The organism is Ignavibacteriota bacterium, from assembly GCA_016212665.1.
Taxonomy (GTDB): Bacteria; Bacteroidota; Ignavibacteria; order UBA10030; family SZUA-254; genus FW602-bin19.
In genome coordinates, this window is the sequence record JACREZ010000003.1 from 24,219 (window position 1) to 44,713 (window position 20,495).

Genomic DNA, 20,495 nt, shown 5'->3' on the forward strand with positions numbered 1-20,495 from the left:
ACGAGCAATTTTTTGTTTGATTGAAAAAATGAATGGTATATATTTACAGGCAATCTTTCATCTTTTCCAACTTGCTCTTGCAACAAAAAAGTAATTGATCATCGAAATGGATAAGGAAAAACCAAAAAGTAAAAGTAAGAAATTTATTAGCAACGACTTAAATTATGATAAAAAGAGAAGTTCTAGCTCTGAAAAGAAATTGTCTAAAAGACAATACCTAGGAAATATTACAGCTTTTTGTAACATAGCCATTGCTGTTGGAACACTCATTCTTGTTTTCTATACAATAAAGCAAGTTAATTTTTCTATTCTTTTTGCAGAAAAAACAATAGCGCTTGCAGATAGTAGTATGAAACTCGATCATAGACCTTGGGTTATCTTTCAAAAAATCATTCCAGATAGTTATAATATTGATAGCATGAGTGAGGGAAGTGTTTGGATAGATAATTATGGAAAAACACCTGCTATCGATCTTGACCTAGTTGTGGGAATGTTTTATGATTCTGTTTTCGAGATTACGCGATTACCTTTAGATGGAGAAGACAATGTTTCATTTAAAAGTAAGGCTATTATACCACCGTCTCGTCCTTCTCAAATTGTTTGCAATGACTTTAGTTTTTTGAGCCCAGAAAGACGTAAAAAAATTCTGCAGAAAAAAGGATGGTTATTCGTTTATGGAGTAATTACATATACTGATGTGTTCAAAGGCCACGATACCACAGTATTCTGTCAGGTATATGATGTTGATTCTCGCAGTTTTGTTTTTTTCAAAAAATTCAACACTGCTAAATAATTAATTCCACCAAAATTACTCTTAATTCAGATTTTTTTACCACACTCTCTAATGGGTTTACTAAAGTAAAAATTGAGAAGAAATGGAACAATGAATTAATTTATTGAGAACAGAATGATTAACAAGAAAACTACAATTAACAATTTCATAAAACTCCTTATCCTCTCAATTTCATTATTGATGAATTTCACTTCGTTCGCTCAACAACATGGCAACACCGTTCATGTCGTTGGCGCGATGAAAAACGTTATGTGGAAGGGGGAACTCTTCGGAACAATTAACCTTGATACAATTTCAAACAAACAACATCTCTATGGAGTCGGACCGGTTGAATATCTCACTGGAGAAATTCTTATTGTTGATGGTAAATCATACAAATCAACCGTTCTTACCGACACAACTATGAAGGTTGAGGAAACCTTTAAAGTCAAAGCCCCGTTTTTTGTCTATGCAAATGTTGAGAAATGGAAAGAACAAAATATCCCCGAAAGTATTCGGACGATGCCGCAGTTGGAAACATTTTTAAACCAAATTACCAAAACTGCAAAGCGACCTTTTACATTCAGGTTAACAGGAACAATTGAATCGGCAACCATTCATGTTGTTAATTTACCAAAGGGTTCAAAGGTAAGTTCACCGGAAGATGCACATCAGGGACAAAAGGACTATCAATTAAGAAACGAACAGTCAGAAATCATTGGTTTCTTCTCGACTGAACACAAAGCAATCTTTACACACCACGATACATTTCTTCACATGCACTTGATAACATCGGATAAATCTGCAATGGGACACTTGGACGACGTACTTTTCAAAAAGGGGATGATGAAACTATTTTTGCCAACTGAATAATTTTGGGCAGAAAGCATGACAAAGCCTACTTACTTGATGAAATCAATGTCAGTACACGTTGAGAGCGTTCTTTGTTGAGGAACCGGAATTTTCTTATCTTGGTTCCGTTCATGCAGTTATCACAGCAATAGCACTAAAGTGACAGCATTAAAGTTCTTTCTTGGCATCTGGTTGACAGTTGTTTTTACTGTCGCCTTAGTATTTCCCATGGTTCAAAATCCTCAATCGTGGTATGAATTTCCGATTATTCCCGGTTTAGAAGATAAAGCCCGAATCCTGTTCTTCCATGTCCCGATGGCATGGGTGACTGTGGTTGCATTCATGGTTGCGATGGTTTATGGAATCAAATATCTCGCAAAGAGAAATCTTGATGATGATTCAAAATCGGTAGCATCGGCTGGCTTGGGATTATTGTTTTGTGTTCTGGCGACAACAACCGGTTCGCTCTGGGCGAAGTTTAGTTGGGGTTCGTTCTGGAACTGGGACCCGCGTGAAACATCAATATTTATTTTGCTTTTAGTCTATGGGGCATATTTCGCACTTCGTTCTGCATTGGAGACAGAGGAGAAACGAGCAACTCTATCAGCTGTTTATTCAATTATTGCAGGCGTAACGGTTCCTTTTTTTATTTTTATCATGCCCAGACTTGTTGCAAGTCTCCATCCCGACCCGATTGTGAACAATAGGGGAAAGATTGACATGAACGGAACAATGTTGGTTATCTTCCTCAGTTCGTTGGCGGGATTTACAGCGTTCTATGTTTGGCTATGGAACTTAAAAGTCCGTTCACTTCGTTTAGAATCAAAATTACAAACTCACGGAGAATAAATGTCTGAGTTTTTATCACAAAATTCATTATATGTAGTTTTAGGTATCGTTCTTATTTGTTGGGTCGGTATTTTCGGGTATGTTGTTAAACTCGAAAAGAAAATCAAACAATTAGAAAATCAAATCAATCAATAATATCGTTCTATGAAAATTAAAGTTATTCTTGGAAGTCTCCTTATTTTGGCGGCAATTGTTTTCGGCTCTATCTCGTTTATGGAAAGTAATATCGAGTATGGAGATTTTCAGACGGCAATTTCATCAAATAAAAAAATTCAAGTCAAGGGTGAATGGGTTCGTGAAATGGAAAGCGACTTCGATGCGAACTCCGGTAAGTTTACTTTCTATATGAAAGATGACAACGGCGAAGTATTACGAGTTATTTTCGATGGAGCCAAACCGAATAATTTTGAATTAGCGACGAGTGTTGTGGCAAAAGGCAAATATGAAAATGATTGCTTCCACGCTTCAGAGATTTTAACTAAATGTCCTTCAAAGTATGAAGGTGATACTGAAGCAATAAAAAAATCGCTTTAGATTATTCTTCTTGTTGTAACCTTTTATAAAATCAGACGCTGTCTGATTTTTATTTTTTCATCAATATCAGATGTTTATGCTTGGTCAAGCGCTTGTTCTTTTTGCATTCATTAGTTCGCTCATTTCAGGTGTTTCATATTACCTCAATCATAAACGTGGTGATATTGTAAATCTCAATGTTGCCCGATATTCCTATCATGCGGCGGTAATTTCAGTCATGGGCTTTTGCTCGTTTCTGATTTATCTTATCCTCACTCATCAATTCCAATACACCTACGTTTGGAATTACAGTTCAACTGACTTACCAACGCCACTATTAATTTCGACCTTCTACGCGGGACAGGAGGGGAGTTTTTCACTTTGGGCTTTGTACACAGCAATTATCGGTGTTGTGTTGATGGGGTACGCCTCAAGACGAAACTATGAATCATCAGTCATGTTCGTTTGGAATTGGATATTGGCTTTTCTTTTATTGATGTTGATTGTAAAAAACCCATTTGAAAATATTTGGGAAGCATTTCCAAAAGAAATTATTCAAACCGGACCAATACCACCGACAGTAACAAATTTTTTATGGCTTGATGAAGTGAAAGGAATTTGGGCTCAAATTCCACAGGAAGGAAGAAGTCTTAATCCACTACTTCAAAATTATTGGATGGTCATTCATCCACAAATTTTATTCTCGGGATTTACAGCAATGGCGATTCCATTTGTTTTTGCAATTGCAGGATTGTTGAAACGTGATTATCAGGGTTGGGTGCGAATTGCAAAACCGTGGTCTGTTTTTGCGGCAACAGCGTTAGGAACAGGAATAATTCTCGGCGGCTATTGGGCTTATGAAACACTTGGATGGGGTGGATATTGGGGCTGGGACCCTGTTGAAAACTCATCACTAATTCCCTGGCTTGTTTGTATAGGATTGATTCATACAATGATGTCTCAAGCACGTTCGGGCGCATTTGTGAAAACGAATTTTGTCTTGAGCATACTTGCTTACATGCTTGTTTTATACAGCACGTTTCTCACTCGCAGTGGCGTGTTGGGAGAGACATCCGTTCATTCTTTTGTTGACCCGGGAATGTATGCGTATTGGTTACTTCTCAGCGTAATATTTTTATTCGGTGGTACCGGGTTCTATCTGTTGTTAAGCAGAATGAAAGAGATGCCGAATGTAAAAATCGAACACAGTATATATTCACGCGAGTTTGCATTATTTCTTGGAGCGTATGCTATTTGTCTCTCAGCATTGTTTATTGTGATTGGGACATCAGCGCCAATTATTACACAAATTTTACAAGGGAAATCATCAGCAGTTGATACTTCGTTCTATGTAAAAACTACACTACCGATTGGAATAGCAGTCTCCTTTCTTGCCGGATTCGGGCAACTGTTATGGTGGAAAAATTCTAACAAGAATAAAATAATCCAAGGATTAATTCTTCCTTTGATATTATCTGTATTGTTTACGGTGGTAATGGTTCTCATAGGCGTAACTGAAATACAAGTGCTATTATTTCTATTCACAGCCGGCTTTGCATTATTTGTTAATCTGATTATTGGATTTCAAATTTTCAAAGGCGACCCTAAATATTCAGGCGGCGCATTGTCGCATATCGGACTTGCTTTTCTTTTTCTTGGATTTGTCTCGAGCGAAGGATTCGATAGAATGGAAACCGTTTCACTTGAACGAGGAAAGCCATTGCAAGTTTTCAGTGATTATCAATTGACGTATGTAGGAATGAAAAATGTTGATGCGGAACGATATGGTTTTATGGTTGACGTCGAACATGGCAAGGAGAAGTTTACTGTGATGCCAGTGATGCATTACAGTAATTATACACAAAATGTTTTACGTCATCCGGATGTAAAAAACATGTACACAAAAGATTTTTACATTGCACCGATGTCATTGGAAGAATCTGATGGAAAGCAGGAGTCAACAATCAGTTTATTGAAGGGTGAAACAAAGAATTTACAAGGAATTCAAGTTAAATTTATTGACTATGATTTTAGTAATATGGATAAGACAAAGATGTTAGAGGGGGGAGGATTTTCAATAGGCGCAATGTTGGAAATTCGCTCAGGTGAAAAAGTTGAACAACTAATGCCTCTCATGAAAAATGATGGGGGACAAGTAAATTATATTCCTGTAAAGTCCACGTTTGCGGATATCGAATTGAAAATAAATAAACTTCAACCGAATCGTGAAGACCCAACAAAATCAAGAGTGGAATTAAGTTTTGTTTTACCTAATGGAAATTCACAATCAGTGAAATTAGAAACACTTGTTGTTGAAGCAAGTATAAAACCTTTAATTAATTTAGTTTGGGTTGGAACAATAACCCTACTTGTTGGTTTTATAATAACAATAGTTCGTCGGTCTCAGGAAACTCGACTGAAAAGTCAAGTATAGTAGTTAATCTTTTTTACAACAATCCGGCAAAGAAGCGTAAATTTCAGGATTACGTTTTCTGTTATTCGCGTCATAGCCCGAATTCGATATAGCCATTTCTATTGTCTCAAGATTTGTTTGTGCGGAGTTGAATTTTACATGAGTAATTTTTTTTTCCAAATCTACTTCCACACTTTTTACACCCTCTAATCCGAAAACAGTTTTCTTGATAGTTTCTTCACACATTTCACAAACAACAGTCGGTACTTGAATACTCACTTCGGTGAGTTGTGAAGTTTGTTTTGAATTATTGTCCTTGCAACTCAGCAAGATAAATGTAAGGAAGATAAAAATATATAGTTTCATAAGCTTCTGAATTACCTAAAAAAAAAAGCCGTCCCAAGTGGAACGGCAAAAACGAAAAGTATTAAAAATTACTTCGAATCTTTTGCTAATTTTACAACTTCATTCTTTGCATCTTTTTTTGAATTACTGGCTTTTGAATTTTTCAATTCCTTCTTGCAGCAATCCATTTGATTAGATGCTTTCATCTTCGAATCATCACATTGCTTGGACTTAGCCATCTCAACGCTACAATTCTTAGAGTCATTTTTTGCCTTTGATTTATCACATGTACCGCCGCCTGCAGTTGCAGATACAACATAGAGAGCGAGAGCAGCAATAATGAAGAACAGTCGAATTTTCATAATATCACCTAAATGAATAATGATTAATAATAATTATTTTGTCAAATATAATAATTATTTTTTCAAAAACAATCGTATTAACAAAATAAATTTTATTTAATTATTGACTTTCTAAAAAAAAATCTACATATTGTATAAAGTTTTTAGGAATAGGTAATCAAATTTCTTTGACTTTAGGAATTTTATGTGATTATTTTTACGGTCTCGGTGAATCAGGTAATGTCGGGATTCCAGCCTTAGGTCTGGGTGAATCCGGTAATGTCGGGATTCCAGCCTTAGGTCTGGGTGAATCTGGTAACGTAGGAATACCTGCTTTACGACTTGTAATCCCAGTAAAAGAAAGAGCAAAATTTACAGCAAAAACAAGAAGTATGGTAATGATAATTGAGCGGAATTTTTTTGCATTTTGAGAATTGTGTAACATTGGTAAACCTTTATATATTTGTTAATAATTAAAAACTATTTGACTAAGTCAAAAATAATCTTTCATTATCTAATTATCAATAAAAATATATGATGCAGAAGTATTTTTATACGAAACAAATTTGTGATAAGACTCACTCATTTTATTTAGATAAGCAAATAACTACGATACATAATACCAAATAATTACAATAATGGTTAGTTTATGAAAATATTTCCAAAAATAATTTACATTTGGCTTGGCATAGTAGCCTTTTTTTATACTGGATTATTTTTCTTTGAACATAAAGAAATTCAATTTTCTGGTCTAATAAATCTTCTTTCATTATCTCTGCTCATGATTATATGCTACTTTTTATATGAAAAGACTCCGGGAAAAAGTACAAAGTTCATTTTTCTTAATTTTTTAATTTTCTTTTCTTTTTCAATTCTAGCATTCCTTCATTTATTTATTGGAAAATCTTTTTTCACGGATTATAAATTTGCTGACCATTACTATTTTCAATATTACACTGCCTTTTACATCTTTGCCTTAGCATTATCCGTTGTTTACCTTGTCATTGACGTGGTACTGGCAAATTTTCGAGTTAGTCAAAAATATTTTGTAGCGTTATCTATTTGTGTATTATTTTTCGGTTTTTATTTTACTCCGATTTTGAGTGACCCGCATTATTTGTATAAAACGGAAGAAATTCAACAATGGAAAACATTAGCAAACTATGTTGATAAGGTTGGGAATTATTATACATCTGAAGAGCTATCGAATCAAGTAAACCTAAAATCATGGAATTACGACAAACCCATTGGAGATTTATATCCAAGTGAGAATCTTGCCAAAATTGAGGAGTTGTTACCATATTTAGAAGGTGAAAATTATCGGACACTTTTAATTTATCCGCTATATTCCAATATCATCAATATTGAAATAATGATAATTGGATTCATCATTCTCTTTTTTGGTTATCAATATAAAAAAGAACCTCCACAAGGTGCATACATGGATAAAATTGTTTTTGCACTATTACTTTTCACCTCGACCGACATTTTACATTATTGGGGATATATGAAGAGTGTAGAATGGAATTCTCTGACAGAGTTTTTTACTGTCGGACAATATATCTCAAATATTATCTTGTTATTACTTGTAATACTTTTTGCCTTGAGACTAAAATTTGTTGTTTCTCCACAGGGCGCATTTTACGAGAGCGAATTATCTTCTAATCCAAGTGGAATTAGTCGGTGGCGTGATTCAGTTGATGATTTCATCATGAAAAAATTTTTTGTCAACAAACCTGTTCAAGGCAGACTATTTGAACAAAGTGTTAATAAAAATCATACAAATTAAAAAACAAGGAAGGTTAATATGAATAGTGAAAAATTACCATATCAGATGATTGTAAAAAGTAAAGCCAGTGATGCTATTCTTAGGCAAATAGCTAAAGTCTCTAAGGAATCTAACGATCTACTAATAGTAGGTGAATCCGGTGTAGGAAAAGGAACTATTGCTAAGAATATCCACGCTATTTCAAAAGCTGGTTCTGAAGGAACTCAGTTTTCTTCTGTGAATTTATCCGTTGTGGACGATAGTGAGTTAGAGGAAATTCTCTTTGGTTATGAGCGTTACGGTAAGAGTTATGGAGGAGTCACCAAAAAAGGGATTTTCGAATTGGGGAACGGAGGGACTGTACTTATCGAAGAAATTGAAGAGGCAAGTTTTAGAAATCAAATGAGAATTTTGAATTTTTTAGAACAACGCCAAACAAGTAGGTTGGGTAGTATTGAAGAAAAAGAGGTAGAAATCCGAGTAATTATTACCGCTAAAGAAGATATTGATATTCTTTACGACAAGCACAAGTTATATGAAGATTTGTATAGGAAAATCAGAAGCTATGAAACCATTAGAGTCCCGGCACTACGCGAACGTCCGGAAGATATCCCTTTGCTTGTTAAACACTTTGCAAATGAGTTGTCTAAAGAATTAGGGATAAGCGAATTAATTATTGATATAAATGCAATTGATATTTTAGTTCGTCAGCCGTGGAAGGAAAATATCCGTGAATTGAAAGCAGTGGTCGATAAGTCAGTGTTATTCTCTTCGGGTGGTCGTTTCATGTTACCTCCGGAACTTGTTGACGAAAAAACCGAGGTAATTAAGATGATTACAAATATTGATACCGGTCAGGAATTTTTACTTGAAAATTCTTTGGATATAATTGAAAAAGGTATCATTGAGCGTTCTCTTAAGAGATTTGGTTTTAATCAATCCCGAGCAGCAAGTTTTCTTGGATTGACTGAACAAACTTTGAGATATAAACTCAAGAGATTAGGAATACTGAGTTCGCGTATGCGTTCAAGAATCTAACAAAAAAAATGCCCTTCTTAGAAGGGCATTTTTTTTATAAACTTCGCTCTTTCCAAATAACTTTCTTGCTAAACAAAGCAACAAACGGAATAAACACGACATACAATGTAAAATACAACTCAAAAAATAATATGTACTTTAATAAAGAATATTTATTTAATTTCTTCAACAAATTGAACAAATATATAAAGTCAATTAAGAGTTTTAAAAGAACTATTTGACTAATAAGTATCGAATTAGCTGTGAATAGCCCGACGAGAAGTGCAAAACTTAATGTCCACGTCAGAGAAAATATTATGATACCATGAGGAATCATATCCAAACCGCCAATAGCCCATCGTTGCTTTTGTCTGAATAATTGCTTTACAGATGAACATGCTTTGCTTGAAATGGTTGCACTTGAGAGTAAAGGAAACTTCAGTTTATATTTTGTTTTGCTAAGAATACTTCGAACAAGTGCATAATCCTCAGTAACACTAAATGGAATTGAATAATACCCGCCCGATTGTTCATAAGCCTCTTTCCTCACAGAAATATTATTTCCAATTGCAGTTAGTGGAATCTTCCAGCCTGCTGTACCGGAGGATGTAGAAAATAGAATAAGCCAATCCAATGCTTGAATTCCTTCAAATGCCTTCGTTGCCTTGAGAGTTGTAAATCCTCCGACAATGCCTGTTTTATCATCAAAATATTTTACTGTTTGACGAATCCATTCAGGAGAAACCGTACAATCCGCATCCGTGAACATCAAGATTTCACCTTTGGAAACTTCTATTGCCTGGGTAATTGCGTTTGTTTTTCCTCTTAGATTTCCTCTTTCAGGTTTTGCCTCTAAACAAATAAGGTTTGGATGAGTCTTAGAAAATTGATTTACTATTTGAAATGTATTATCCGATGAGTGGTCACTTATTACAATAATTTCGAGTTTCTTATTTGGGTAATTCAATTGGAACAGCGACTCTACACACTCACCGATATTGTCTTCTTCATTTCTTGCTGCGACAATAACGGTAACGATTGGTTCATAGTTTATAACCGTTCCGGCATTATTTGCTTTCCATAATCCGATTTGAAGAAATACAAATTCAAGTGCATAAAGAATTAGCGCTATAAGAAGCAAGGATTCAATTGGAGTCAACATAAAATTGAGTTGCAATGTAAGAAATGTGCATCAGCAAAGCAATTGAATCTTGCAACTACAGCGAGTTTCATTTATATTGGAGCCATGAATGTACATCCTTTAATCATTGGCATCGCAGGAGGTAGTGGCTCTGGAAAAACAACAGTTACTCATAAAATTCTTGAGCGATTCGAACTGACTGAAGTCGCAGTCTTGAAACATGATTTTTATTATAAAGATATTTCATCGTTCAAAGATAAATCCCTCCATGAAATAAATTTCGACCATCCTGATTCGCTCGAAACAAGTTTACTCATACAACAACTAAAAACGTTGAAGGGCTGGAATAGTATTGAACAACCTCTTTACGATTTTACCACAAGTAAACGGTTGACTGAAGTGACGATTATTCACCCTCGACCTATCATTATCGTAGAAGGGATTTTGATTTTTGTTGAGAAAGAACTTCGTGATTTAATGGATATTAAAATTTATGTTGATACCGATGCTGATGAACGGTTATTACGCCGTTTACGCCGTGATTTAATCGAACGGGGAAGAACAATTGAATCGGTCATGCAACAGTATATTAAGAATGTCAAACCAATGCATCTTGAATTTGTGGAACCGAGCAAACATTGGGCAGATGTTATTATCCCGCGTGGCGGTGAAAATGCAGTAGCCATTGATATGATTGCTTCAAAAATTAATGGCATGTTAAATTCAACTAAAGACTAATCTTCTTTTTCATGAAATCTCGTTCTACTCCAAATCATTCTTCTGAGAATATTAACATTACTGAATTATTGCAAAAAGAAAAATTGCATCAGGCAATGTTGGATATTTCGAATGTAGTAAATACTTCTCAGCAACTGCAACAACTCTATACTTCAATTTTTGAACTGCTAAAGAGTTCTCTTCACATTAAGAACTATTACATTGCCTTTCATACACCAAAACAAAATCAAATAACCTTCCCGTTTTCTTTTGATGAAAGGTCAAAAGAATTTCTTAGTAGAACTTCCGGGAAATATTTAGAGGAGATCGTTCTTCATGATGCGACGACGTATGTATGTACACAAGACGATTTTCTAACTTTTATCAATCAAGGAAGGCTTATTGACGACACATTTCCGATGAAAGTTTGGGTTGGGATTCCATTAGTTGTCCAACAAACTGTCGTTGGCGTTTTAGCACTCTATGATTATACAAATGAAAAATTATTTGGCAAACATGAACTTGAACTGGCAAAATATGCTGCAACACAAATTTCGTTCGCACTTGAACGAAAACTTGCTGTCATGGCAATTCAGGAACATGAACTGAACTTACTCGCCCTGTTAGAAAATACTGATGATGCAATTTGGTCAATTGATAATGATTATTCAATAGTTACGTACAATTCACAAGCGAAGAATATTTTCCGTAAGATATTCAACATAGAATTAAAAGAGGGTTTGAATTTCAGAGATTCAACTCAAACAGAAGAAAAAATGTTCTGGGAGGAAATGTATTCACGTTCGTTCAACAATGAGAGATTTTCTGTAAATCGAAGTTATTTGAATGGCGAAGATAGACTTGAATTGAATATTTCTTTCAATCCAATTGTTAATGAGCAAAAGATTGTAGCCGGTGTTTCTGTTTTTGTTAAAAACATTACCCAAATTAAAAGAGAAGAAGAGTTAAAACGTGAGCGAACGGAACTTATTCTAAGAAATCAACGTGTTCTTACCGAACTTGCAAAAAAAGAGTACGATTCACTTGAAACAGCATTAAATACAATAATTGTACGCGATGCGCAGACACTGGGAGTAGAACAAGTCAGTATTTGGTCGTTCTCTCAAGACAGGAGAGAAATTCAATGTGAGGCATTTGTCAGTCTTACATTCGCGAAATCAATGAAGGGGGTAAAACTCCATTCAAAAAATTATCCAACATATTTCAATGCATTGGAAACTTTGTATGCTGTTGTGGCAGATGATGCTCGAACAAATTCACTGACAAGTGAATTTACTGATTCGTATCTCATCCCTCATGGAATCACTTCTATGATGGATACGCCAATTCACTTACACGGAAAAGTAATTGGTATCGTTTGCCATGAACATATCGGTCCTGCCAGGAAATGGACATTAGAAGAACAGGAATTTGCTACATCGATAGCTGAGTTAGTTTCTATTGCCTATGAAACTTCAAAAAGAAAGCAGGCGGAAATTGCATTACGCGAAAATGAAGAACGATATAGAATGTTCATTCTTCACAGCACAGAAGCAATCTGGCGATATGAAATCGAAGAACCGGTTCCCGTCACATTACCGGTCAACGAGCAGATACAAATGTTTTACAAACACGGCTATCTTGCTGAGTGTAATGAAGCGATGGCTAAAATGTATGGGTTTGATAACATTGAAGATTTCATTGGGAAGCGATTAGCAGAAACACTTGTTCCGGAAGAGGAACAAAATATCGTAATGCTTCGAAAATTAATTGAATCAAATTACAAATTGGAGGATATGGAAACGATAGAATACGACCGGAATGGAAACATAAAATATTTTCTTAATAATCTGGTTGGTATTGTTGAGAATGGCTATTTGAAGCGTGCATGGGGAACACAACGTGACATAACCGAGCGAAAATCAGCGGAAAACTCTTTGATGAAACTCGGTCACGCGTTACGAAGCATCAGTGAGTGCGTTTGCATTACAGATATGGATAATAAAATTATCTTTGTCAATAAAGCATTTACCAAGACATACGAATTTTCTGAAGAAGAATTATTAGGTCACGATATCGGTCAATTCCATTATTCAGGAAATGGGAGCGGACATGTTCAGGAAATATATGAAATGACACTGAAAGGGGGATGGCAGGGAGAGGTGATTAATTCTAAAAAAGATGGAACCCTATTTACAAGTTTTCTTTCGACTTCTATTATTCGGGACGAAAAGGGTGTTCCGATTGCTTTAATAGGAGTATCGAATAACATTGAAGAAAGGAAAAAATCAGAAAAATTAATTAAAGAAAGTGAGCAACGATTCAGAGTCCTCACGGAAACAGTTGAATCAGCAATCATCATTTACCAAAACGAGAAATATGTCTACGCGAATCCGGCGGCAGAGCGCTTGCTGGGTTATTCAATGGAAGAATTACTCGGTATGAATTTTTGGGATGTCGTTCATCCGGATTTCAAAGAACTCATTCGGCAGCGAGGTTTAGCGCGGCAACGTGGCGAAAAAATTCCTCCCCGATACGAATTCAAAATTCTCTCGAAAAATGGTGTTGAACGATGGATTGATTTCACGGCGGCTGTTATTAATTATCAAGGGCTACAGGCTGTATTAGGAACAGCATTCGATATTACTGAACGAAAGCGTGCTGAGCAATTGCAAAGTGCAGTGTATCGTATCGCACAGGCGGCTGAAGGAGCTCCTGACTTAAAAGAATTATTCAAGGCGGTTCACTCAATTGTAGCCGAGGTTATGTATGCAAAGAATTTTTACATTGCATTATATGATGATGAGACAAATACTGTTAGTTTCCCATATTATGTAGATGAAGAAGATGAACCGCCACAACCACAACAAGCAGGACGAGGTTTAACTGAATATGTTTTACGAACCGGCAAATCACACCTATCAACACTTGAAGACCATGAAAACTTAGTGCAGTTGGGCGAAATTGAGAGCATCGGTTCTTTATCCCCGATTTGGCTTGGTGTACCGTTAATCATCGGGAAGAAAACAATTGGCATAATGACGGTTCAACATTATTCTGATCCCAAAACCTATGGCGAGACAGAGCGACAAATGTTGGAGTACGTTTCGACTCAAGTAGCGAAAGCAATCGAACAAAAAAAGACGGAAGATTTATTACGGACGAACGAACGACGATTCAGGACCCTCATTGAAAATAGTTCCGATGTCGTTGTCATGCTGGATAAACAAGGAAGGATATTGTACGAAAGCCCTGCGATATTTCAAGTGTTAGGCTTTACGGCTGAATCCCGAATCGGGAAATCAATTTTTGAAAAGATTAATCCGGATGACCTTCAAGATTTGAAACGAATTTATCAGGAACTCCTTGAACAGCCCCATCAATCTGCTTCGTCAACCTTTCGTGTTTCTCATGTTAATGGAACCTGGCGATGGATTGAGGCTATCGCCACAAATTTTTTATTTGACCCGAACATTCAGGCAATCGTTTCGAACTATCGTGATGTTACAGAGAGAAAAAATGCTGTCGAATCATTGAGGGATTCCGAGGAGAAATTCAGAAGTTTGTTTGAAAGTGCTACGGATGCAATTTTTACTGTTTCGCTTCAAGGCATATTTACTTCTCTCAATCCCGCTTTTGAGAAAATCACCGGTTGGAAATGTTCGGAGTGGCTTGGTAAGTCATTCAACACCATACTTCATCAGGAAGATTTGCCATTAGCGAACAGATTGTTTCAGGAAACAGTCAGCGAAAAACCTCATCCGGCATATGAACTCAGAATTAAAACAAAAAACGATGATTATTTTGTCAGCGAAATAACCACAACTCCCCGACGCCAGAACAACCAAATCATTGGAATACTTGGTATCGCACGTGATATAACAGAGCGAAAAAAGATGGAAGAGGAAATCCGTTACATTCAAAAAATGGAAAGTATCGGAATTCTTGCTGGAGGTGTCGCCCACGATTTCAATAATATTTTGGCAATTATTAATGCCTACACAGGTTCGATTAAACTTTCTGAAAATCTGCCGACACCATTACTCCATAACATTGAAATAATTGAAAAGACAGTACGAAGAGGTGCTCGTGTTGTTCAGCAATTACTGACATTGGCTCGAAAGACAGAATCATTTTTTAGTATTATAACAGTTGACCCGATAATCGATGAATTATCAAAGTTGCTTCATGAAACATTTCCGAAAACAATTACTTTTCAAAGTGATATCAAACAGAAAGATGTTTCAATTGCAGCTGACAATAACCAGATATATCAAGTTCTCTTAAATCTTTGTTTGAATGCACGCGATGCCATGCCATTGGGAGGTAGTCTAACTATTGCGACAGAAATTACTTCATCGGAAATTGTACAAGAACTATTTCCTGAAGCGACGGGCGAACGGTATCTGAAAATTTCCGTGGCTGACACGGGAACAGGTATTGATGAGAAAACAAAACATCGAATTTTTGACCCATTCTTCACAACGAAGGAACGTGGACAGGGAACAGGACTCGGATTATCTGTGGTTTTTGGAATCATCGAAAATCACAAAGGATTTATTAATGTTGAAACTGAACTTAACAAAGGAACGACATTCAATATCTTTCTACCTTTGCCTGAACATCTTCCTGGCGATGATGTACTTGCCTCTCAAGTTGAAACTGTAGCGAAAGGTGGAAACGAAACACTTCTTTTGGTAGAAGATGAAGTTCCACTTCTTGAATTAATGTCAAATATTTTAGAGGGATACGGTTATAAAATTATTCCTGCATTCGATGGAGAAGAAGCCGTTCAGATATTTGCTGAACGTAATGAAGAAATTAAGTTAGTGCTCACAGATATGGGATTACCAAAACTTGGTGGTTTCGAGGCATTTCAGCAAATTAAAGGCATTCGTTCGGATGTGAAGATAATTCTTGCAAGCGGGTATCTTGATACAAAAGTGCGCGCTCAAATGATCGAGGCAGGTGCAGATGATTTTGTACAAAAGCCATATGATGTTCTTGAAATTGTTACTCGCATTAGAGAAATCCTTGATAGGAGATAACGAATAATTAGTAGTTAAAGAAAATCGTGTAGAAATTATGATTGATAAAAAAATATATCATGTACTTATAGTTGATGATGAAGCAGAAATCAGGAAACTGCTGGGAGAGGGTATCCGGTACCTGGGATACTCTGTTTCGGTAGCGGTTGATGGAGCCGATGCTATTAACTTAGTGAACAGTAACCATTTCGATATTGTGATACTTGATGTCGAGATGCCACGTGTGGATGGATTAGAGGTATTGCAACATATAAAAGAACATTCACCATGGACTGAAGTCATTATGCTCACTGGTGTGAAAGATATTCGTATCGCTGTCTCTGCTATCAAACTTGGCGCTTCCGATTACTTAACGAAGCCTACATCGTTCGATGAATTGGAAATTGTTATTGAGAAATGTCTTCGACAGAAATCTCTTCGTACCTCTACTTTTCTAATGCAACGCTCTCTTGATAAGGCTTGTCTCTTTGATGCTGTTGTCGGTAATAGTGAACCGTGGCTCGCACTTCTTGAAAAAGCGAAACGGTTTGCAGATGACGATTATCTAATTCACATAGAAGGAGAATCAGGAACCGGAAAGGAAGTACTTGCACATTATATTCATACACAAAGCCGAAGAAAAGAACATCCGTTCGTTATGGTTGATTGTGGTGTTCTTCATAGTACATTGATAGAGTCTGAATTATTCGGGCATATTAAAGGTTCATTTACAGGAGCAGACACAAATAAGGAAGGATTGGTTGAAATCGCACAGGGCGGAACTCTCTTTCTGGATGAAATCGGACATATTGATTTAACATTTCAACAAAAACTGTTGAAGTTTGTTGAGACAAAAACGTACCGGCGGGTTGGAGATACAGCAACACGAACAGTTGATGTGAGAATAATTACGGCTACAAATAAAAACCTTGCAGAGGAAGTTCGTGTTCAGCAATTCAGAAATGACCTATGGTACAGATTGAACGTTATGAAGTTAGAAATTCCTCCTCTACGTAGCCGACGTTCCGATATCAAACTTTTTGCAGAATATTTTCTTGATAAGTTTAAAAAACTACAACAACCGAAGAAATTAACAGAAGAAGCCCTAACCGCGTTAGAACGATATCAGTGGCCCGGAAATGTTCGTGAATTACAATCAACTATACAACGTGCAATAGCCCTCTCCGGTGATGATTTCATAACGATAGAAGACCTCGCAATTGAACCCAATATCTCTATTCATGTTTCTGACAAATTCGATTCCAACGTTTTACATACCGCTTTAATTTCACTTGCCGAGAGTGAAAACAAACATATTCAATTCGTTCTTCATTCAGTTGACTGGAATATTTCTCAAGCCGCCAAGATTCTCCAAATTGGGAGAAACACGCTTTATGCAAAAATGAAAGAATATGGAATTGAACATATTGTATCTAAATAGTGCTGACGTTCGTCGATTGTACTATTTATGAACACTGTTCGCGCTCGGAACGATTCCTATTTCAAGGATTCTATTTTTTCCTCCTTGAATAAATGAGTTCAATGAAGTTTCAGTGGCATCAACTTTGTAATATTTCTCTTCAGGAGTGATTTTCTTAGCAATGTGAATTAGTGAACTGCGACAAAACAAAAAGCGTCCGTGATTACGGACGCTTTTTTTTTGCCTTGAATTGTTCAATGATAGAACAACGTTCTATCATTGAACATATCCTTTATACAGTATTTGAATACAAACATCTTTTCTCGAACAAATAAGCCACTATTATTTTATTTTCAGATGGCACAAGTGTTGAATGGTTTTAACAAAAACAATGAATAAACAACACTAATCATAAATAATTCTGTTGAGGGTATTATGAGATTAATTGCTGAAAATATTAGCAAAGTCTATCAGAAGAAATTTTGGGGACTGAAAGACTTTAGTATGGACATAGATTCCAAGCGAATAGGAATTCTGGGTCCGTATGGGTCGGGTAAATCCACGTTAGTTCACATCTTAACTACTGTAACAAAGCCAACAAAGGGAACCGTAACTCTGAACGGTACCGATATTTCTCAATCACCGGATGAATTGCGTTCGCATTTGGGGTACATGCCACAAAACTTCGGAGTATATTCGACGTTGACTGCACTTGAGTATTTGGAATATATTGCCGCATTAAAAGGAAAAAATAGAAAATTCAATCACGACAATATTATTGAACTGATGGAGTTGATGAAACTAACCGAAGTGAGAAAACAAATATTGGGTACTCTTTCACCGGGGATGCGGCAAAATTTAGGCATCGCCCAGATGTTCTTAAATGACCCAAAACTATTTGTCGTTGATGAATTATCCGACGAACTTCTTCCTGAAGAACGCCATGATGTTTTGAGAATTTTATCTGAGCGTTCTCAAGGAAAATTATTGTTCATCACAACCGAAAGAGCATCAGACTTAGAAGGCTTGGTTGATGAAATATATATCTTGTCAAACGGTTCCTTGTTAACAAAAACAACTCCTGATGAAATGAAACAGATTGTCAAAGGAAAAGTTTGGGAGATGACAGTTCCCAACTCACAATTATCAGCCGTACGCAGACGATTTTTCACCGTAGGGCTGGAACATACACGACAAGGAGACACGATAAGAGTAATTTCGGATGAATCACCGGGAGAGAGCGCACTTAACGTAACACCCACGCTCAATGATGTTTACCAATATGTTCTTCATATCTGGAAAGGAAGCATCCAATGAGTACGTTGAGAATTCTACTACAAATTGTCATTTCCAATTTCTATGATGAAATACGAAGAGACAAATTTTTCCTGACAAGTCTGGCAATACTTGCAATTATCGTTGCCGCAGTTCCACCGCCCGATGCAAGCCATACAATTATTAACTTGGGGAATTATCGCCCGCTGTATAATTCTGCATGGATTGGGACAGTCGTGGCGGTTCTCACATCCATGATAATTGCTCTGACTGGATTTTATCTACTTCGTGGAAGAATCGAAAAGGATAAATACTTAGGTATCAGTGAACTGTATGCAACAACAAAATTAGGCAAAGCGACCTACATCTTTGGAAAATTTCTGAGTAATGTTGCTGTTCTCTCATTGATTGTACTCCTTACAGCCTTAGCAAGTATTATCCTTCAGTTGAATTTCGGAGAAGAACCATACATTCATCTTTGGTCAATCCTATCTCCTTTTTTAATGATAACGTTGCCGGTAGTACTTATTGTTTCTTCATTAAGTATCTTTTTTGAAATTTCAAGAGGTTTGAATGGAACAGTTGGAAATATTCTGTACTTCGTTCTTTGGATTGGATTTCTCTATAGTTCCGTGCAACCATTAGAACAAACCACTCACCTTTTTCTTGGTACTCAAAACGACGTTTTTGGAATTACGCCTACTCTGTCCGAACTAAGTTCATCCATCAAAGAAAAACATAATGATTATACCGGGATGATATATTTTGGCATTTCCATAAAAGACCTTAATAAAATCATTACAGCAGTTGAGTGGGAGGGAGTTGAGTGGAAGCACTCAACTTATTCAGCAAGAATAGGATTAGTCGGAGTTTCTTTATTGTTGATGTCTTTATCCGGGCTATTGTTTTTCCGATTTGACCCTGCGTATGAACGAAGAAAGAAATTCCGAAATAGTTTGAGAGACAGGAGTTACATACGTAACGAAGAAACAAACATTATCTTCCCTGTAGTGCAAAAGATCATCACTCCCATTTTATCGGTGCAACGATGGATGAAATTTGAACAGATGCTCTACTCAGAAATGAAGAAATTGGTGAAAGAAACTACATGGTGGTGGTTCGTTGTCTCAGCCGTGTTATTAGTCGTTTGTGTTGTCGCTCCTTTCGAGATAATGAGGGAGTGGTTATTGCCTGCCGCATGGGTTTGGCCCCTGTTCATCTGGAGTAGGCTCGGTATGAGACTCAGTGAACATTACCGACACAAAAATAAAAATCAAGATGCACAACGAGATGCAATGTTGATGCAAGTTCTCTGGACAGTAGGAGTACTTGTCGCATTAGTAACCGGAGCGGGTGCTGCCATTCGATTTGTTCTGGCTGGTGAATGGTCGTCGTTAGCCGCGTGGATAATTAGTGCGACTTTTATTCCTTCACTTGCTTTTGTCTTATCAATCTGGACGAACAGTAATTATGCCTTTGAAGGAATTTATACGTTACTTTGGCTCGTCGGCTGTACAAGCAAACAGCCCCTTCTTGATTTTCTTGGAACGCTACAAGATTCTGTCGTCGTACAAAATCCGTTTTTATATTTAATCTGGACCATTGCATTGATAACGTTTGCCGCGGTGGGGAAACAGAGACTCATAGAACATTAATACACGAACGTAGTACCCTCAACAACCCTACCAGACGCCCCTCGTGGAGTAATCCATGAGGGGTGTTTGTTTTTGATTTCTTTCCATTTCCTTGTATTTTCATTCTCACACTATGAATTGTTCAGCAAAGATAGTAGTCAAAGGTTTAGTGCAGGGCGTCGGCTTTCGATATTTTGTTTACTCAAAAGCCGTAAAACTCGGTATTCACGGTTACACAAGAAATTTGTTTAACGGCGATGTCGAAATCGAAGCGGAAGGAACTCGTGGTTCAATCGAAGAATTAATTAAAGAAGTGAAAGTCGGTCCACGCATTTCTCATGTTTCGGACGTTGTCATTGAGTGGAATGAGCCAACCGGAATATTCAATCAATTTTCTATTCGGTAAAGAGG

The 20,495-nt window shown here is 36.6% G+C and carries 18 protein-coding genes; 15 read left to right on the forward strand and 3 right to left on the reverse strand.

The window, feature by feature from the left end; genetic code table 11:
- Positions 1-106: 106 nt before the first annotated feature.
- The 6 genes from HY960_00840 (at position 107) to ccsA (HY960_00865) (ending at position 5,420) form a co-directional block, all read left to right on the forward strand.
- A complete protein-coding gene (locus tag HY960_00840) occupies positions 107-793 on the forward strand; it encodes a hypothetical protein (GenBank protein MBI5214279.1) in 687 nt (228 codons plus the stop codon).
- Positions 794-1,030: 237 nt separating this feature from the next.
- Positions 1,031-1,645 (forward strand): acetolactate decarboxylase, encoded by a 615-nt coding sequence (locus tag HY960_00845; GenBank protein MBI5214280.1) that lies wholly within the window; start codon positions 1,031-1,033, stop codon positions 1,643-1,645.
- A gap of 138 nt (positions 1,646-1,783) precedes the next feature.
- The gene (gene ccsA / locus HY960_00850) at positions 1,784-2,473 is read left to right on the forward strand and encodes a cytochrome c biogenesis protein CcsA (GenBank protein ID MBI5214281.1); all 690 of its coding nucleotides are present in this window, start codon (positions 1,784-1,786) and stop codon (positions 2,471-2,473) included.
- The gene (locus HY960_00855; GenBank protein MBI5214282.1) at positions 2,474-2,608 is read left to right on the forward strand and encodes a CcmD family protein; all 135 of its coding nucleotides are present in this window, start codon (positions 2,474-2,476) and stop codon (positions 2,606-2,608) included.
- 9 nt (positions 2,609-2,617) lie between these two features.
- Entirely contained in the window at positions 2,618-3,007 is a 390-nt protein-coding gene (locus tag HY960_00860; protein ID MBI5214283.1) for a cytochrome c maturation protein CcmE, read from the forward strand.
- Positions 3,008-3,083: 76 nt separating this feature from the next.
- The gene (ccsA, locus tag HY960_00865) at positions 3,084-5,420 is read left to right on the forward strand and encodes a cytochrome c biogenesis protein CcsA (GenBank protein MBI5214284.1); all 2,337 of its coding nucleotides are present in this window, start codon (positions 3,084-3,086) and stop codon (positions 5,418-5,420) included.
- Positions 5,421-5,423: 3 nt separating this feature from the next.
- Here the strand turns inward: ccsA (HY960_00865) and HY960_00870 are convergent, their stop codons facing one another.
- Positions 5,424-5,765, reverse strand: coding sequence for a heavy-metal-associated domain-containing protein (locus HY960_00870; GenBank protein ID MBI5214285.1), 342 nt, complete (start codon positions 5,763-5,765; stop codon positions 5,424-5,426).
- 68 nt (positions 5,766-5,833) lie between these two features.
- Positions 5,834-6,106, reverse strand: coding sequence for a hypothetical protein (locus HY960_00875; protein ID MBI5214286.1), 273 nt, complete (start codon positions 6,104-6,106; stop codon positions 5,834-5,836).
- A gap of 167 nt (positions 6,107-6,273) precedes the next feature.
- Here HY960_00875 and HY960_00880 point away from each other — a divergent pair, with 167 nt between their 5' ends.
- The 3 genes from HY960_00880 (at position 6,274) to HY960_00890 (ending at position 8,891) form a co-directional block, all read left to right on the forward strand.
- The gene (locus HY960_00880) at positions 6,274-6,516 is read left to right on the forward strand and encodes a hypothetical protein (protein MBI5214287.1); all 243 of its coding nucleotides are present in this window, start codon (positions 6,274-6,276) and stop codon (positions 6,514-6,516) included.
- A 218-nt stretch (positions 6,517-6,734) separates the two neighbouring features.
- The gene (locus HY960_00885) at positions 6,735-7,874 is read left to right on the forward strand and encodes a hypothetical protein (GenBank protein MBI5214288.1); all 1,140 of its coding nucleotides are present in this window, start codon (positions 6,735-6,737) and stop codon (positions 7,872-7,874) included.
- An 18-nt stretch (positions 7,875-7,892) separates the two neighbouring features.
- The gene (locus HY960_00890; protein ID MBI5214289.1) at positions 7,893-8,891 is read left to right on the forward strand and encodes a sigma-54-dependent Fis family transcriptional regulator; all 999 of its coding nucleotides are present in this window, start codon (positions 7,893-7,895) and stop codon (positions 8,889-8,891) included.
- A gap of 34 nt (positions 8,892-8,925) precedes the next feature.
- Here the strand turns inward: HY960_00890 and HY960_00895 are convergent, their stop codons facing one another.
- Positions 8,926-10,032: a glycosyltransferase gene (locus tag HY960_00895; protein MBI5214290.1), complete on the reverse strand. Its 1,107-nt coding sequence runs from the start codon at positions 10,030-10,032 to the stop codon at positions 8,926-8,928.
- Positions 10,033-10,116: 84 nt separating this feature from the next.
- On the opposite strand from HY960_00895, the gene udk reads away from it, so the two are divergent.
- The 6 genes from udk to HY960_00925 all read left to right on the forward strand — a co-directional run bounded on the left by udk (position 10,117) and on the right by HY960_00925 (position 20,490).
- A complete protein-coding gene (udk, locus tag HY960_00900) occupies positions 10,117-10,749 on the forward strand; it encodes a uridine kinase (GenBank protein MBI5214291.1) in 633 nt (210 codons plus the stop codon).
- Between the two features lie 11 nt (positions 10,750-10,760).
- Positions 10,761-15,776 (forward strand): PAS domain S-box protein, encoded by a 5,016-nt coding sequence (locus HY960_00905; GenBank protein MBI5214292.1) that lies wholly within the window; start codon positions 10,761-10,763, stop codon positions 15,774-15,776.
- Between the two features lie 37 nt (positions 15,777-15,813).
- Positions 15,814-17,196: a sigma-54-dependent Fis family transcriptional regulator gene (locus HY960_00910; protein ID MBI5214293.1), complete on the forward strand. Its 1,383-nt coding sequence runs from the start codon at positions 15,814-15,816 to the stop codon at positions 17,194-17,196.
- Positions 17,197-17,610: 414 nt separating this feature from the next.
- Complete coding sequence (locus HY960_00915; protein MBI5214294.1) at positions 17,611-18,492, forward strand: ATP-binding cassette domain-containing protein; 882 nt, start codon at positions 17,611-17,613, stop codon at positions 18,490-18,492.
- Complete coding sequence (locus HY960_00920) at positions 18,489-20,105, forward strand: hypothetical protein (protein MBI5214295.1); 1,617 nt, start codon at positions 18,489-18,491, stop codon at positions 20,103-20,105. The genes HY960_00915 and HY960_00920 overlap by 4 nt, the downstream gene beginning before the upstream one ends.
- A 112-nt stretch (positions 20,106-20,217) precedes the next feature.
- Positions 20,218-20,490 carry an acylphosphatase gene (locus tag HY960_00925; protein MBI5214296.1) on the forward strand — a complete coding sequence of 91 codons (273 nt, stop codon included), beginning with the start codon at positions 20,218-20,220 and terminating at the stop codon, positions 20,488-20,490.
- Positions 20,491-20,495: the final 5 nt, after the last annotated feature.